Origin of the sequence: Streptomyces shenzhenensis, from assembly GCF_003688995.1 — a bacterium.
Taxonomy (GTDB): Bacteria; Actinomycetota; Actinomycetes; order Streptomycetales; family Streptomycetaceae; genus Streptomyces; species Streptomyces shenzhenensis_A.
On sequence record NZ_PENI01000003.1, the window covers coordinates 146362 to 162630 of the forward strand.

The 16269-nt window shown below is 72.0% G+C and carries 11 protein-coding genes; 5 read left to right on the forward strand and 6 right to left on the reverse strand.

Translation table 11 applies throughout. The features are described from left to right. Positions 1 to 6 precede the first annotated feature (6 nt). From CTZ28_RS06185 to CTZ28_RS06200, 4 genes are all read left to right on the forward strand, one after another. Positions 7 to 597, forward strand: a complete 591-nt coding sequence (locus CTZ28_RS06185) for a DUF3090 domain-containing protein (protein WP_121888225.1) — start codon at positions 7 to 9, stop codon at positions 595 to 597. Next, on the forward strand, positions 561 to 1391 hold the full coding sequence (locus CTZ28_RS06190; RefSeq protein ID WP_121888226.1) for an SCO1664 family protein: 831 nt from the start codon (positions 561 to 563) through the stop codon (positions 1389 to 1391). Before CTZ28_RS06185 ends, CTZ28_RS06190 begins: the two co-directional genes overlap by 37 nt. A 104-nt stretch (positions 1392 to 1495) precedes the next feature. Continuing rightward, positions 1496 to 2725, forward strand: a complete 1230-nt coding sequence (gene mshC / locus CTZ28_RS06195) for a cysteine--1-D-myo-inosityl 2-amino-2-deoxy-alpha-D-glucopyranoside ligase (protein WP_121888494.1) — start codon at positions 1496 to 1498, stop codon at positions 2723 to 2725. Between the two features lie 195 nt (positions 2726 to 2920). Next, positions 2921 to 3880, forward strand: a complete 960-nt coding sequence (locus CTZ28_RS06200) for an SMP-30/gluconolactonase/LRE family protein (protein ID WP_121888227.1) — start codon at positions 2921 to 2923, stop codon at positions 3878 to 3880. A gap of 39 nt (positions 3881 to 3919) precedes the next feature. Here the strand turns inward: CTZ28_RS06200 and CTZ28_RS06205 are convergent, their stop codons facing one another. From CTZ28_RS06205 to CTZ28_RS06230, 6 genes are all read right to left on the reverse strand, one after another. Next, positions 3920 to 4921 carry a PAC2 family protein gene (locus CTZ28_RS06205; RefSeq protein WP_121888228.1) on the reverse strand — a complete coding sequence of 334 codons (1002 nt, stop codon included), beginning with the start codon at positions 4919 to 4921 and terminating at the stop codon, positions 3920 to 3922. A 308-nt stretch (positions 4922 to 5229) separates the two neighbouring features. Continuing rightward, positions 5230 to 5901 (reverse strand): FadR/GntR family transcriptional regulator, encoded by a 672-nt coding sequence (locus CTZ28_RS06210; RefSeq protein ID WP_121888229.1) that lies wholly within the window; start codon positions 5899 to 5901, stop codon positions 5230 to 5232. Positions 5902 to 6036: 135 nt separating this feature from the next. Continuing rightward, positions 6037 to 7659 (reverse strand): glycerol-3-phosphate dehydrogenase/oxidase, encoded by a 1623-nt coding sequence (locus CTZ28_RS06215; RefSeq protein ID WP_121888230.1) that lies wholly within the window; start codon positions 7657 to 7659, stop codon positions 6037 to 6039. A gap of 9 nt (positions 7660 to 7668) precedes the next feature. Then, positions 7669 to 9207 carry a glycerol kinase GlpK gene (gene glpK / locus CTZ28_RS06220; protein ID WP_121888231.1) on the reverse strand — a complete coding sequence of 513 codons (1539 nt, stop codon included), beginning with the start codon at positions 9205 to 9207 and terminating at the stop codon, positions 7669 to 7671. A gap of 84 nt (positions 9208 to 9291) precedes the next feature. Then, the gene (locus CTZ28_RS06225; protein ID WP_121888232.1) at positions 9292 to 10095 is read right to left on the reverse strand and encodes an MIP/aquaporin family protein; all 804 of its coding nucleotides are present in this window, start codon (positions 10093 to 10095) and stop codon (positions 9292 to 9294) included. 394 nt (positions 10096 to 10489) lie between these two features. After that, the gene (locus CTZ28_RS06230) at positions 10490 to 11254 is read right to left on the reverse strand and encodes an IclR family transcriptional regulator (RefSeq protein WP_121888233.1); all 765 of its coding nucleotides are present in this window, start codon (positions 11252 to 11254) and stop codon (positions 10490 to 10492) included. A gap of 283 nt (positions 11255 to 11537) precedes the next feature. Here CTZ28_RS06230 and metH point away from each other — a divergent pair, with 283 nt between their 5' ends. Next, the gene (gene metH, locus CTZ28_RS06235) at positions 11538 to 15053 is read left to right on the forward strand and encodes a methionine synthase (RefSeq protein ID WP_121888234.1); all 3516 of its coding nucleotides are present in this window, start codon (positions 11538 to 11540) and stop codon (positions 15051 to 15053) included. The last annotated feature ends 1216 nt before the right edge of the window (positions 15054 to 16269 follow it).

Sequence of the window (16269 nt, forward strand, 5' to 3'; positions counted from 1 at the left end):
CAGGACGTGTCCCGTCAGGTGTTCCTCTACGACCCCCCGGACCGCTTCGTGGCCGGTACGGTCGGGCTGCCCGGGCGCCGTACGTTCTTCCTCCAGGCTTCCGCCGGCCCCCGGGTGACCAGCGTGGCCCTGGAGAAGACCCAGGTCGCCGCACTCGCGGAGCGCATGGACGAACTGCTCGACGAGGTGGTGCGGCGCAGCGGCGGCAGCGCGCCGGTGCCCGCGGTGGCCCCGAACGAGATCTCGGACAGCGCCCCGCTCGACACCCCCATCGAGGAGGAGTTCCGCGTCGGCACCATGGCCCTGGCCTGGGACGGCGAGGAACAGCGCATGATCGTCGAGGCCCAGGCGCTGGTCGAGCTGGACGCCGACTCCGACGAGGACCTCGCGGAGGCCGAGGAACGGCTGCTCCAGGACGAGGAGAACGGGCCCCCGATGCTGCGGGTCCGGCTGAGCGGCGCGCAGGCCAGAGCCTTCGCCAAGCGCGCCCTCGACGTCGTCAACGCCGGAAGGCCGCCGTGCCCGCTGTGCAGCCTGCCGCTCGATCCGGAAGGACACGTATGTCCGCGCCAGAACGGATACCGCCGCGGAGCGTGACGCCCGCCGACGCCCCCGCCGAACTGCTCGCCAGGGGCGAGCTGAAGGTGCGCGGCCGCATCCGCGACGCGTCCAACGCCGCGCTGTTCTGCACGATCGCGTACGACGGTCAGGAAGCCTCCTGCGTCTACAAGCCGGCCGCCGGGGAACGCCCCCTGTGGGACTTCCCCGACGGCACCCTCGCCGAGCGCGAGGTCGCCGCCTACGAGGTCTCCGAGGCCACCGGCTGGGGGCTGGTACCGCCCACGGTGCTGCGGGACGGGCCCCACGGCGAGGGCATGTGCCAGCTGTGGATCGAGGCGGCCCCCGACGCCGAGCTGCTCGCCCTGGTCGACGCCGAGGAGCCGGAACCGGGCTGGAAGGCCATCGGCCTCGCCGAGGTCGGCGAGGGCCGCACGGCACTGCTCGTGCACGCCGACGACGAGCGGCTGCGCCGGCTCGCCGTCCTCGACGCCGTGATCAACAACGCCGACCGCAAGGGCGGCCATCTGCTGCCGACCGCCGACGGACGGCTGTACGGCATCGACCACGGGGTCACCTTCAACGCCGAGAACAAGCTGCGGACGCTGCTGTGGGGCTGGGCGGGCGAACCGCTCACCCCCGAGGCGGTCGACGTCCTCGAGGGCCTGCGCGACGGCCTGGGCGACGGCGGCGCACTGGCCGGCCGGCTGGCCGGGCTGATCACGGAGGCGGAGCTGGCAGCCACGCGCGCGCGTGTGGAGACCTTGCTCACGTCCGGGACCCATCCGGAGCCGGGCGGGGAGTGGCCGGCGATTCCCTGGCCGCCCGTGTAGCGGGCGGCGGAGCACAGCGGCGGCCCCAACGCAAGATCGCCTTTCCGGCCATCCGGGCTGGTCCGGCTCGTATGCCGAACTCGCCGCCGGTTAGTCTCATGTACATGCATGCCTGGCCCGCTTCCGAAGTCCCCGCCCTGCCCGGTCAGGGCCGCGACCTGAGGATCCACGACACCGCGACCGGCGGCCTGGTCACTCTCGTCCCCGGTCCCGTCGCCCGTATCTACGTCTGCGGCATCACCCCGTACGACGCGACCCACATGGGTCACGCGGCGACCTACAACGCGTTCGACCTCGTCCAACGCGTGTGGCTCGACACCAAGCGCCAGGTCCACTACGTCCAGAACGTCACCGACGTCGACGACCCGCTGCTGGAACGCGCCCAGCGCGACGGCGTCGACTGGGTCGCCCTCGCCGAGCAGGAGACCACCCTGTTCCGCGAGGACATGACCGCCCTGCGGATGCTGCCCCCCGAGCACTACATCGGCGCCGTCGAGGCCATACCGGGCATCGTGCCGCTCGTCGAGCGGCTGCGGGACCAGGGCGCGGCCTACGAACTCGACGGCGACGTCTACTTCTCCGTGGAGTCCGACCCGCACTTCGGCAGCGTCTCCCACCTCGACGCCGCCACCATGCGGCTGCTGTCCGCCGAGCGCGGCGGCGACCCGGACCGCCCGGGCAAGAAGAACCCGGTCGACCCGATGCTGTGGATGGCCGCCCGCGAGGGCGAGCCCAGCTGGGACGGCGGCTCGCTGGGCCCCGGACGCCCCGGCTGGCACATCGAGTGCGTCGCCATCGCCCTGGACCACCTCGGCATGGGCTTCGACGTCCAGGGCGGCGGCTCCGACCTCGCCTTCCCGCACCACGAGATGGGCGCCTCGCACGCCCAGGTACTCACCGGCGAGTTCCCCATGGCCAAGGCGTACGTCCACGCCGGCATGGTCGCCCTGGACGGCGAGAAGATGTCGAAGTCCAAGGGCAACCTCGTCTTCGTCTCCCGGCTGCGCCGTGACGGCGTCGACCCCGCCGCGATCCGGCTCGCCCTGCTCGCCCACCACTACCGGTCCGACTGGGAGTGGACCGACCAGGTGCTGACGGACGCGGTGGCCCGGCTCGACCGCTGGCGCGCCGCGGTCTCCCGGCCCGACGGGCCGCCCGCCGAGGCGCTCGTCGAGGAGATCCGCGACGCCCTCGCGCACGACCTCGACGCCCCGGCCGCGCTGGCCGCCGTCGACCGGTGGGCCGCCGGGCAGCAGGAGCACGGCGGCACGGACACGGGCGCCCCGGGCATCGTCTCGCGCGCCGTCGACGCCCTGCTGGGCGTCGCGCTGTGACCACACGGGCCGCGGCCCGGCGAGCGCGCCGGCCGCGGCCCGGTGCGCAAGAGGCAGCGGGCGGCGCCGGAAGCCGTGGACCGGCTGACGAGCACCGGTGCGGGCTGTGCAGGCCGCGGCTCCTGTGATGGGGTGGGACGCGTCAGTTGACCGTCGGACCGGCCAACTGCCGGTCCCCTCGCGGAAGGTCACCCCGTGGCACCCACACACGGCTCCTTCGCACCAGCCCTGACCCGGCGTCGGCTGTTCACCGCCGCCGCGGCGACCGCCGCCGCGGCAGCGCTCGCGGCACCCGCCGAAGCCGCCTCCTGGCCCACCACCCTCCGGCTGCCGAACGGCTGGCAGCCGGAGGGCATCACCATCGGCGCCGGCCCCCACGCCTACCTCGGCTCCCTCGCCGACGGCTCCGTCTACCGCGCGGACCTGCGCACGGGCCGGGGCCGGATCATCTCCACCGGCCCAGGCACCCCCGCCGTCGGCCTCAAACTCGACACCCACGGACGGCTGTTCATCGCGGGACGGCAGTCCGGCGCCCGCGTGGTGGACGCCCGCAGCGGCGCCACCCTGGCCTCGTACCCGCTCGCCACCACGACCCCCACCTTCGCCAACGACGTGGTGCTCACCCCGCGCGCCGCCTGGTTCACGGACTCCTACCAGCCGGTCCTGTACGCCCTGCCGCTGGGCCGCGACGGCGCACTGCCCGAACCGGACGGCGTCGTACGGCTGCCGCTCGGCGGCGACTGGCACCAGAGCCCCGACGGCGCCCTGAACGCCAACGGCATCGCCCGCACCCCGGACGGCTCCGCGCTGCTCGTCGTGCAGAGCGGCGTCGGTCTGCTGCACCGGGTGGACCCGCGTACCGGGATCACCGAGACCGTCGGCCTCGGGGACGCGGCACCGCTCACCAACGGCGACGGCCTGCTGGTCACCGGCCGCACCCTGTACGTCGTACAGAACCGGCAGAACGCGATCGATGTGCTCCGGCTCGCCCCGGACGGCCGCAGCGGCGTCTTCCAGCGGCGCATCACCGCACCGGACTTCGACGTGCCGACCACGCTGGCCGCCCACCGGGGCCGGCTCTACCTGCCCAACGCGCGGTTCACCACGCCGCCGACCCCCGACACCGCGTACTCCGTGACCGCCGTCGACGCGTGACGCGGCGGGGGCGGTACGCGCCGTGCGCACCGCCCCCGCTCAGTCCTCCGAGGTGTCCTCGTCGTCGTTGTCCGACGGGCCGGAACCGCCGGGCCTCGGCGGCTTCGGCGGCCGGGCCCGGCCGCCCGGACCGTCCCGCCGGAACGGGGACGGGGAAGGGCCGTCCCCGCCGTCCGCCGTGGCGTGCCCGCCGGGCGGGCTGACGTCCCGGCGCCGCAGATAGCGTTCGAACTCACGGGCGATCGCCTCGCCCGACGCCTCCGGCAGCTCGGCGGTGTCCCGCGCCTCCTCCAGCGTCTGCACATACTCGGCGACCTCGCTGTCCTCGGCCGCCAGCTGGTCCACGCCCACCTGCCAGGCGCGCGCGTCCTCCGGCAGTTCGCCCAGCGGAATACGCAGGTCGAGCAGGTCCTCAAGACGGTTCAGCAGGGCCAGCGTCGCCTTCGGGTTGGGCGGCTGCGACACATAGTGCGGCACCGCCGCCCACAGGCTGACCGCCGGGACGCCCGCGTGCGTGCACGCCTCCTGCAGCACGCCGACGATGCCCGTGGGGCCCTCGTACTTGGTCTCCTCCAGGTCCATGCGGTCGGCCAGATCCGGGTCGGACGTGACCCCGCTGACCGGGACCGGACGCGTGTGCGGGGTGTCGCCGAGCAGGGCCCCCAGGATGACCACCAGCTCCACGCCCAGCTCGTGCGCGAAGCCCAGCAGCTCGTTGCAGAACGAACGCCAGCGCATGGACGGCTCGATGCCGCGGATCAGCACCAGGTCCCGGGGCTTGTCACCGCCGACCCGGACCACCGACAACCTGGTCGTCGGCCAGGTGATCTTGCGTACGCCGCCGTCCATGAACACCGTGGGGCGGTTCACCTGGAAGTCGTAGTAGTCCTCGGCGTCCAGCGCCGCGAACACGTCTCCCTTCCACTCCCGCTCAAGATGAGCGACCGCGGTGGAGGCGGCGTCCCCGGCATCGTTCCAGCCCTCGAACGCGGCCACCATGACTGGGTTGATCAGCTCGGGAACTCCCTCCAGCTCGATCACCCAGCGCCTCCTTCCGACGTGCCCTCGCGTACGTCCCAACCTTACGGCGTCCGCCGGGGCCACCCGCAGCCCCCTTGCACGCGCGAGTGAACGGATCACTGCCCCATCCACCCCCACGAAACACCCCGAGATCACCAACTCAGCATTGTCACCTCGCGAGCCCGGGCGAGCGGAGAACCCCAGGGGCGCGGGGAACTGCGCGTGGCCGGCATCGGCCCCGGCTATGCCTTGTGGCCCGGGCGAGTGGAGAAACCTAGGGGCGCGGGGAACTGCGCGACCAGCCCCAACGCACCGGCACCCCGCCGAACTCACAGAGTGGACCGGAGCCACTGCTCCACGCTGGCGATGTGCACGGTCGCCCAGGACCGCGCCGCCTCCGCATCCCGGTCACGCAGCGCCGCCAGAATCGCCCGGTGCTCGCGCAGGGTACGGGCGACCGCGTCCTCCTGGGTCAGCCCGCGCCAGATCCGGGCCCGGGTGGTCGGCCCGGACAGACCGTCGAGCAGGGAACACAACACCGAGTTCCCGGAACCCCGCACGATGCCACGGTGGAACTCCAGGTCGCAGGCGACCAGTTCCTCCACCGAGGGCGCCACGCCCAGCGCGTCCAACTGGGCGGACAACGCGTCCAATTGCTGCTCGCTGATCCGCGGGGCGGCCATCGCCGTCGCGGCCGGCTCCAGGATCCGCCGCACCGCGAGGAACTCCAGCACCGTGTCGTCGCGATGGAAGTCCACGACGAAACTCATCGCCTCCAGCAGCAGTTGGGGAGCGAGGCTGGTCACATACGTACCGTCGCCCTGGCGCACGTCCAGTATCCGGATCAGCGACAGCGCGCGCACCGCCTCCCGCAGCGAATTGCGGGACAGCCCCAGCCCCGAGGCGAGCTCGCTCTCCTTGGGCAGCCGGTCGCCGGGACGCAGCGCACCGGAGACGATCATGCCCTTGATCTTCTCGATCGCCTCATCGGTGACTGCCATGACGGGCCTCCCAGTGCGCTCAGACATCGGATGTATCGGCCACTTTATGGGTCACCGGAACAGGGCGGCCCCACCGGACCGGGACCGCCCCGCACACGGCTGGGAGACCCGCTCACTCGGGCCTCCCGGATCTGCTCACGCCCGCTTCCCGGCGAGCACGTCACGGACCCCGGCCCGCACCTCGTCGGTGTCGAGGCCACGGATCGTCAGCGTCGTCCGGCGGCGCAGCACGTCGTCCGCCGTCTCGGCCCACTCGTGGTCCCGGGCCCACACGACCTGGGCCCAGATCTCGGGCGCGTCCGGGTGGACCCGCTCGGCCAGCGCCGGGTCGTCGTTGGCCAGCCGGGCGATGTCGAAGGCCAGCGAACCGTAGTGGGTGGCCAGATGCCGCGCGGTGTCGGCGGCCATCCGCGGGCCGGGCGCCGGCCCGTCCACGAGGAGGCGGTGGGCCACCGCACGGGGATTGGCCACGCCGGGCAGCGGCAGCCTCTTCGGCAGTGTGGAGATCGGCTCGAAGTCCTCGCCCAGCGGATGACCGGGCAGCGACTCCAGCTTCTTCATGACCGTACGGCCGATGTGCCGGAAGGTGGTCCACTTGCCGCCTGCGACGGACAGCATGCCGCCCCTGCCCTCGGTCACGACCGTCTCCCGCTTGGCCTTCGAGGTGTCGCCGGGACCGCCCGGCAGCACCCGCAGCCCGGCGAAGGTGTAGGTGATCAGATCACGGTCGAGCTGCTGGTCGCGGACCGAGAACGCGGCCTCGTCGAGTATCTGGGCGATGTCCTTGTCGGTGACCGCGACATCCGCAGGGTCGCCCTCGTACTCCTCGTCGGTCGTGCCGAGCAGCAGCATGTCCTCCCAGGGGAGGGCGAAGGTGATGCGGTACTTGTCGATCGGGGTGGCGAGCGCGGCCTTCCACGGGGCGGTGCGCCTGAGCACCAGGTGCGCGCCCTTCGACAGGCGGATCGACGGCGCGGCCTGCGGGTCCTCCAGCGCGCGCAGCCGGTCGACCCACGGGCCGGTCGCGTTGAGCACCAGCCGGGCGTTCACACCGAACTCGTCACCGGACAGCCGGTCCGTCAGCTCGGCGCCGGTGACCCGGCCCCGGGCGAAGCGCAGCCCGGTCACCTCGGCGTGGTTGAGGACGACGGCGCCCGCCTCGACGGCCGCGCGGACCGTCATCAGCGCCATGCGCGCGTCGTTCATCTGGTCGTCGCCGTACACGGCCACGGCCTTCAGGTTCTCGGTGCGCAGCTCGGGCACGTCCTGCGCGGCCTTCGCCGGGGAGAGCAGATGGCCCACGCCGTCCCCGAACGCGGACAGTGCCGAGTACGCGAAGACACCCGCCCCGAGCTTCGCCGCGCTGTGCGGGCCGCCCTTGTACACCGGGAGGTAGAAGGTGAGCGGGTTCGCCAGATGGGGGGCCACCTGGCGGGAGACCGCGCGGCGTTCGAAGTGGTTCTCCGCGACCAGCTTCACCGCGCCGGTCTGCAGATACCGCAGACCGCCGTGGAGCAGCTTGGAGGAGGCGGACGAGGTGGCGCCGGCGAAGTCGCCGGCGTCGACCAGAGCCACCCTGAGACCGGACTGCGCGGCGTGCCAGGCGGTGGAGATACCCAGGATGCCGCCGCCGATCACAAGAAGGTCGTACGACGCCCTGGCGAGCTGTTCCCGGGTCTCGGCGCGGCTCGGATGGACGCCGTGCGCCGGGCGCGTCCCCAGAGCAGGCACGGACTGCAGGGTGGGCTGACTGGTCATGTCGGGTGCTTACTCCTCGTGCTCGATCCAGCCCATGGTCCGCTCGACGGCCTTGAGCCAGTTCTTGTATTCACGGTCGCGGGTCTCCGCGTCCATGCGGGGGGTCCACTCGGCGGCCCGGCGCCAGTTGGCGCGCAGATCGTCGGTGTTGGTCCAGAAACCGACGGCGAGACCGGCGGCGTAGGCGGCGCCCAGGCAGGTCGTCTCGGCGACCATCGGGCGCACCACCGGGGCGTCCAGCACATCGGCGAGGTTCTGCATGAGCAGGTTGTTGGCGGTCATGCCGCCGTCGACCTTCAGGGTGGACAGCTCCACGCCGGAGTCCTTGGTCATGGCGTCCGCGATCTCCCGCGTCTGCCAGGCGGTGGCCTCCAGGACGGCGCGGGCGAGGTGCGCCTTGGTGACGTACCGGGTCAGGCCGGCGATCACACCACGGGCGTCGGAGCGCCAGTGCGGGGCGAACAGACCGGAGAACGCCGGCACGAAGTAGGCGCCGCCGTTGTCCTCGACGGACAGCGCGAGTGTCTCGATCTCGGCGGCGGTGGAGATCAGGCCCATCTGGTCGCGCATCCACTGCACCAGCGAACCGGTGACGGCGATCGAGCCCTCCAGGGCGTAGACCGTCGGCTTGTCGCCGATCTTGTAGCCGACCGTGGTGAGCAGCCCGGCGTAGGAGTTGATGATCTTGTCGCCGGTGTTCATCACCATGAAGGTGCCGGTGCCGTAGGTCGACTTCGTCTCGCCCTCGGAGAAACAGGTCTGGCCGAACAGGGCCGCCTGCTGGTCGCCGAGCGCGGAGGCGACCGGGATGCCGCCGAGCAGGTCGCCGAGCTTGCCGCCGGTGACCTCGCCGTAGACCTCGGCGGAGGAGCGGATCTCCGGCAGAATCGCCAGCGGCACTCCGATGGACTCGGCGATCTTCGGGTCCCACTGCATCGTGTGCAGGTTCATCAGCAGGGTGCGGGAGGCGTTGGTGACGTCGGTGACGTGGCGGCCGCCGCTCACACCACCGGTCAGGTTCCAGATGACCCAGGAGTCCATGGTGCCGAACAGGATGTCGCCGGCCTCGGCGCGCTCCCGCAGCCCCTCGACGTTGTCGAGCAGCCAGCGGGCCTTGGGACCGGCGAAGTAGGAGGCCAGCGGGAGGCCGGTCTCGCGGCGGAAGCGGTCCTGGCCGACGTTGCGCCCCAGCTCCTTGCACAGGGCGTCGGTGCGGGTGTCCTGCCAGACGATGGCGTTGTGGACGGGCCGGCCGGTGTTCTTGTCCCACAGCACGGTGGTCTCGCGCTGGTTGGTGATGCCGATGGCCTTGATGTCGGCACGGGTGATGCCGGCCTTCGCGATGGCGCCGGCGACGACCTTCTGGACGTTGGTCCAGATCTCGTTCGCGTCGTGCTCGACCCAGCCCGGCTTCGGGAAGATCTGCTCGTGCTCCTTCTGGTCGACGGAGACGATACGGCCGTCCCGGTCGAAGACGATGCAGCGGCTGGAGGTCGTGCCCTGGTCGATCGCCGCGATGAAGGGTCCTGCGGTGTGGGCGTCGGTCACTGTGTGCTCCTGGAGGTTCCGTGATGTGGGGCGCGTGGGCGGCGCGTGCTGTGCGGCTCGGGCTGTCGGGGAGGCGCGGTGCTCCTAAGCAAAAGCGACGTTGTAGACGCCCGCAGCGATGGCGCCGCCGATCAGCGGACCGGCGACCGGGATCCAGGCGTAGCTCCAGTCGGAGCCGCCCTTGTTGGGCAGGGGCAGCAGCGCGTGCACGATGCGCGGCCCGAGGTCACGGGCCGGGTTGATGGCGTAACCGGTCGGGCCGCCGAGGGACAGACCGATGGAGACGACCACCAGCGCGGTGATCAGGGCGCCCAGGGTACCGAGGCCGTTGCCCTTGTCGTTCAGGCCCTGCGTGAGGATGGCGAGGACCAGCACCAGCGTGCCGATGATCTCCGTGGCGAGGTTCTGTGCCGCCTGCCGGATCTCCGGACCGGTGGAGAAGATGCCCAGGACCGGACCGGCGGCGGGCTCCTCGGCCTCGACGGCCTTGACGCCCGCGGACTTGGTGGCCTGGGCGCCCGGACCGCCGACGATCTCCCGGTCGGTGAGATGCGCGTGGAACTGGCCGTAGTAGGCAGCCCAGACCAGCACGGCGCCGATCATGGCGCCGAGCAGCTGGCCGCCCCAGTAGGTGGCCAGGTTGCTGTAGTCGTCGTCCTTGATCGCGAGCGCGAGCGTGACGGCCGGGTTGAGGTGGGCGCCGGACAGGGGCGCCGAGATGTAGGCGCCTGTGAGCACGGCGAAGCCCCACCCGAAGGCGATGGCGAGCCAGCCGGCGTTACGGGCCTTGGAAGCCTTCAGTGTGACGGCGGCGCAGACGCCGCCACCGAGCAGGATGAGTACGGCGGTACCGATGGTCTCGCCGATGAAGATGTCGGAGCTGGACACCCGCGACTCCTTTGTCCTTCGTCCAGGAAAGCCGAACCCCGGGTCCCTCCGTGGGTTCTGGTGCCCTCGGGGTGAGAGCGATGACGGCCCATGGCGTTGTCACACTCTAGCGCGTATTGCCGGTAAGTGTTCGACAATGCCGACCGATGGACGGGAGTCTTGCTCCGTGTTACGCATGAGTCAAGGGTTTGGTTATCGAAACTCTGATCGTTATTGATCGCCTTGGGCTATCGGTTCCGGGCGCGAAAAGGGGCCGTGGCGGGGCCCCATACGCGCGCGGCCCGGAACGCCGTCAGGCGAACCGGGCTCGGCCGAGGGGAGGGGGGAAGGAGGGGAGTGAGGAGGGAGGAAGGGTGAACGGAAGGGGAGGCCGCGAGGCGGCGCGGCGTGAGGCTCAGAACCGCCCGGCGCCCAGATCGCGCGACACCGCGCGGGCGCAGTCACGCACGGCCGCGATCAGATCGGGGCGCAGCTCGCCGTCCCGGCACAGCCGCTCCACCGCGCCGGTGACGCCGACCGCGCCCACCGGCATGCGCCGCCGGTCGTGGATGGGCGCGGCCACCGAGGCCACGCCGTCCCAGGTCTCCTCCACGTCGGCCGCGTACCCACGCGCGCGCGTGATGTCGAGGATCTCCTCGAAGCCCTCCGGGTCGCACACGGTGCGGTCGGTGAACGCCTTGCGCCCCGTCTCCAGCACCTCGCTGTGCGCCACCGGGTCGTAGGCCGACAGCACCTTGCCCATGGCCGTGGAGTGCAGCGGCTGCATGGCCCCGATCTCCAGGACCTGCCGGCTGTCGTCCGGCCGGAAGACGTGGTGCACGATCAGCACGCCGTGCTGGTGCAGGACGCCCAGATAGGCGCTCTCGCCGCTGGAGCGTGCCAGGTCGTCCGTCCACACCAGGGCCCGCGCCCGCAGCTCGTGCACATCGAGGTAGGTGGTGCCCAGACGCAGCAGCTCGGCGCCCAGCTGGTACCGCCCCGACGCCTCCTCCTGCTCCACGAACCCCTCCTGCTGGAGGGTGCGCAGGATGCCGTGGGCGGTGCCCTTCGCGAGGCCCAGCGAGGAGGCGATGTCCGACAGGCCTAGCCGTCGCTCGCCGCCCGCGAGCAGCCGCATCATCGCGGCCGCCCGTTCGAGCGACTGGATGTTCCGTGTCATCGCCGCACTGCCTCCGTCCCTTCGACGTGCGAGCTCAGCGGCGCCCCCGCCGCTGTTCGGCAATGTCGAACACTACCGGTCCATGTCGACCTCCCGCCAATGGTCGGTCGCCATCTGTTCCGCCCGACGTGACCCCGGTGTGACCCCTCGGTCACACCCGTCCGTCTCGTGGACGCCCTGCCCATCCAAGCCCACTCCCGGTTACCCTGGCGCCGTGCGCCTGCTCCGGGACCGTCCGGACGACCGCATAGCCGACAGCCGTCGCACTCCAGGGAGCCCTTACATGGCCTCGTCGCCACCGACCCCTTCAGCCGACAGCAGGACCCGTGTGTCCGCGCTCCGCGAGGCGCTCGCCACCCGAGTGGTGGTCGCCGACGGAGCGATGGGCACCATGCTCCAGGACCAGGAGCCCACGCTCGACGATTTCGAGAACCTCGAGGGCTGCAACGAGATCCTCAACCTGACCCGCCCCGACATCGTCCGCTCGGTCCACGAGGCCTACTTCGCCGTGGGCGTGGACTGCGTCGAGACCAACACCTTCGGGGCCAACCACGCGGCGATGGCCGAGTACGACATCGCCGACCGCGTGTACGAGCTGTCGGAGGCCGGTGCCCGTATCGCCCGCGAGGTGGCCGACGAGTTCACCGCGGGCGACGACCGGCGGCGCTGGGTGCTGGGCTCCATCGGCCCCGGCACCAAGCTGCCCACCCTCGGCCATGTGCCCTACCCGACGATCCGCGACGGCTTCCAGGCCAACGCCGAGGGCCTGCTGGCCGGCGGCGCGGACGCGCTGATCGTCGAGACCACGCAGGACCTGCTGCAGACGAAGGCCTCCGTCCTCGGCGCCCGGCGCGCGATGGAGGCCACCGGCATCGAGGTGCCCCTGCTGTGCTCCATGGCCTTCGAGACCACCGGCACCATGCTGCTGGGCTCCGAGATCGGCGCCGCGCTGACCGCGCTGGAGCCGCTCGGCATCGACATGATCGGCCTGAACTGCTCGACCGGCCCCGCCGAGATGAGCGAGCACCTGCGCTACCTCACCCGGCACTCCCGTATCCCGCTGCTGTGCATGCCGAACGCCGGACTGCCCGTCCTGACGAAGGACGGCGCGCACTTCCCGCTCGGCCCGGAGGGCCTGGCCGACGCCCAGGAGAACTTCGTACGGGACTACGGTCTGTCCCTCGTCGGCGGCTGCTGCGGCACCACCCCCGAGCATCTGCGCCAGGTCGTCGAGCGGGTCCAGGGCCGCACCCCGCCCGAGCGCAGCCCGCAGCCCGAGCCGGGCGCCGCCTCGCTGTACCAGTCGGTGCCGTTCCGCCAGGACACCTCCTACCTGGCGATCGGGGAGCGGACGAACGCCAACGGCTCGAAGAAGTTCCGCGAGGCCATGCTGGAGGGCCGCTGGGACGACTGCGTGGAGACGGCGCGCGAGCAGATCCGCGAGGGCGCGCACATGCTCGACCTGTGCGTGGACTACGTCGGCCGCGACGGCGTCGCCGACATGGAGGAACTCGCCGGCCGCTTCGCCACCGCCTCCACCCTGCCGGTCGTGCTCGACTCCACCGAGGTGGACGTCATCCGGGCCGGCCTGGAGAAGCTGGGCGGCCGGGCGGTCATCAACTCCGTGAACTACGAGGACGGCGACGGCCCGGAGTCCCGGTTCGCGAAGGTCACGCAGCTGGCCCGGGAGCACGGCGCCGCGCTCATCGCGCTGACCATCGACGAGCAGGGCCAGGCCCGCACACCGGAGAAGAAGGTCGAGATCGCCGAACGGCTGATCGACGACCTGACCGGGAACTGGGGCATCCGCGAGGACGACATCCTCATCGACACCCTGACCTTCACCATCTGCACCGGCCAGGAGGAGTCCCGCAAGGACGGCATCGCCACGATCGAGGCGATCCGCGAGCTCAAGCGCCGCCACCCCGCCGTGCAGACCACGCTGGGCCTTTCGAACATCTCCTTCGGGCTCAATCCGGCCGCCCGCATCCTGCTCAACTCGGTCTTCCTCGACGAGTGTGTGAAGGCCGGCCTGGACTCGGCCATCGTGCACGCCTCCAAGATCCTGCCGATCGCCCGCTTCGACGAGGAGCAGGTACGCACCGCCCTCGACCTCATCCACGACCGCCGCGCGGACGGCTACGACCCGCTGCAGAAGCTGATGGCGCTGTTCGAGGGCGCCACGGCGAAGTCGCTGAAGGCGGGCAAGGCCGAGGAACTGGCCGCCCTGCCGCTGGAGGAGCGGCTGAAGCGGCGCATCATCGACGGCGAGCGCAACGGCCTGGAGGCCGACCTCGACGAGGCCCTGCGGACCCGCACGGCCCTCGACATCGTCAACGAGACCCTCCTGGACGGCATGAAGGTGGTCGGCGAGCTGTTCGGCTCGGGCCAGATGCAGCTGCCGTTCGTCCTGCAGTCCGCCGAGGTGATGAAGACGGCGGTGGCCCATCTCGAACCGCACATGGAGAAGTCGGACGCGGAGGGCAAGGGCACCATCGTGCTCGCCACCGTGCGCGGCGACGTGCACGACATCGGCAAGAACCTCGTCGACATCATCCTGTCCAACAACGGCTACAACGTCGTCAACCTCGGCATCAAGCAGCCGGTCTCCGCGATCCTGGAGGCGGCCGAGGAGCACCGGGCGGACGTCATCGGCATGTCCGGGCTGCTGGTCAAGTCCACGGTGATCATGAAGGAGAACCTGGAGGAGCTGAACCAGCGGGGCCTCGCGGCGAGCTACCCGGTGATCCTCGGCGGCGCGGCCCTGACCCGGGCGTATGTCGAGCAGGATCTGCACGAGCTGTACGAGGGCGAGGTCCGCTATGCCCGCGACGCGTTCGAGGGCCTGCGCCTGATGGACGCGCTCATCGGGGTCAAGCGGGGCCTGCCCGGGGCGAAGCTGCCGGAGCTGAAGCAGCGCCGGGTGCGCGCCGCGGCGGCCGTCGAGGTCGAGGAGCGGCCGGAGGAGGGCCACGTCCGCTCGGACGTCGCCACCGACAACCCGGTGCCCACGCCGCCGTTCTGGGACACCCGTGTCGTCAAGGGCATCCAGCTCAAGGAGTACGCGAGCTGGCTGGACGAGGGCGCGCTGTTCAAGGGGCAGTGGGGGCTGAAGCAGGCCCGCACCGGCGACGGACCGACCTATGAGGAACTCGTCGAGACCGAGGGCCGGCCGCGGCTGCGGGGGCTGCTGGACCGGCTCCAGACGGAGAACCTCCTCGAAGCCGCCGTCGTCCACGGCTACTTCCCCTGTGTGTCCAAGGACGACGACCTGATCATCCTGGACGACCGGGGCAATGAGCGGACCCGGTTCAGCTTCCCGCGCCAGCGCCGTGGCCGCCGGCTGTGCCTGGCCGACTTCTTCCGTCCGGAGGAGTCGGGGGAGACCGATGTGGTCGGCCTCCAGGTCGTCACGGTCGGCTCGCGGATCGGCGAGGAGACGGCGCGGCTCTTCGCGTCCGACTCCTACCGGGATTACCTCGAACTGCACGGTCTGTCCGTGCAATTGGCGGAGGCGCTGGCCGAGTACTGGCACGCCAGGGTCCGCTCCGAGCTGGGCTTCGCCGGTGAGGACCCGGCGGTCATGGAGGACATGTTCGCCCTGAAGTACCGAGGCGCCCGCTTCTCGCTCGGCTACGGCGCCTGCCCCGACCTGGCGGACCGGGCCAAGATCGCCGAACTCCTCCGCCCGGAACGCATCGGGGTGCACCTCTCGGAGGAGTTCCAGCTCCACCCGGAACAGTCCACGGACGCCATCGTCATCCACCACCCCGAAGCGAAGTACTTCAACGCCAGGTGACTCCCCGGCCCCGGCTACCGGGGTGACCACACCCCGGCTGGAGGGCGCCCGCGCGTCGGCCTCACGGCGGTGGCACCGCCCCTGGGCGCCGTCGACGGCGCCCAGACGCGGGGCGGAGTGACACCCCGAGGGGCCCGCGCTGGCGCCCGGTCCGGGGTGCCCGTGCCGGGCCCATGGTGACCCTCTGGGCCCGGGTACCCCATGGGCCACCGGGGGCCCAGTCCGGCCGTGAGGCGGGCTGGAGGGTGCCCGCTCGTCGGTCTCATGGCGGTGGCACTGCTCCTGGACGGCGTCGGCGGCGCCCGCGCGCGGGCGGAGTGGCAGCCCGAGGGACCCCTTCCGGGGCTTCGCTCGCCCACTGCGCCCGCACCCCCGGCCCACCCACGCCGGTCCCACCGCGCCGGTACCCGGCCTGCCGTGCTCGCGTCGGGCCCGGTTCGGGGTGTGACGCCGCCCCGGAGCCTGGTCCTGCCGTGAGGTGGGCTGGAGGGTGCCCGCTAGTGGGCCTCATGGCGGTGGCGCTGCTCCTGGACGGCGTCGGCGGCGCCCGCGCGGGGCGGATTGACAGCCCAAGGGACCCCTTCCGGGGCTCCGCCCGCACCCCCGGCCCACCCACGCCGGTCCCACCGTGCCGGTGCCCGGCCTGCCGTGTCCGGGTCGGCCTGCCGTGCTCGCGTCGGGCCCGAGTACGGGGTGTGACCACGCCCCGGCAGACTTCCCGTGGGTCCCCGGGTGCCTGGTCCTGCCGCAAGGTGGGCTGGAGGGCGCCCGCTAGTCGGCCTGACGGCGGTGGCGCTGCTCCTGGGCGGCGTCGGCGGCGCCCACGTGCGGGGCGGAGTGACAGCCAAGGGGCGCCTTCCGGGGCTTCGCCCGCCCACCGCGCCCGCACCCCCGGCCCACCCACGCCGGGCCCGCCGTGCTCGCGCCGGGCTCACCGCGCCCGCGTCGGGCTGCTGTGCTCGTGCTGGGCTCACTGTGCTCGTGCCGGGTTCACCATGTCCGCGTCGGGCCCGCCGTGCTCGTGTCCGGCCTGCCGTGTCCGCGTCGGGCTGCCACGCTCATGCCCGGCCCGCCGCGCCCGCGTCGGCCCCCCCGCCCGCGGCGGCCTACCGTGCCCGAGCCAAGCCCACCGCGTCCGCGGCCGGCTGCCCTGTCTGGTGGGTTTTCGCAGGTCAGGGTGGGGCGGGTGTTACCTGTGGTATCCGCGGGAGCGGGG

What these genes read in the sequence shown, in the direction of transcription:
- mshC (WP_121888494.1), top strand. Translation starts at nt 1,496, where the DNA reads ATGCATGCCTGGCCCGCTTCCGAAGTCCCCGCCCTGCCCGGTCAGGGC.
- CTZ28_RS06190 (WP_121888226.1), top strand. Translation starts at nt 561, where the DNA reads ATGTCCGCGCCAGAACGGATACCGCCGCGGAGCGTGACGCCCGCCGAC.
- metH (WP_121888234.1), top strand. Translation starts at nt 11,538, where the DNA reads ATGGCCTCGTCGCCACCGACCCCTTCAGCCGACAGCAGGACCCGTGTG.
- CTZ28_RS06230 (WP_121888233.1), bottom strand. Translation starts at nt 11,254, where the DNA reads ATGACACGGAACATCCAGTCGCTCGAACGGGCGGCCGCGATGATGCGG.
- CTZ28_RS06210 (WP_121888229.1), bottom strand. Translation starts at nt 5,901, where the DNA reads ATGGCAGTCACCGATGAGGCGATCGAGAAGATCAAGGGCATGATCGTC.
- CTZ28_RS06215 (WP_121888230.1), bottom strand. Translation starts at nt 7,659, where the DNA reads ATGACCAGTCAGCCCACCCTGCAGTCCGTGCCTGCTCTGGGGACGCGC.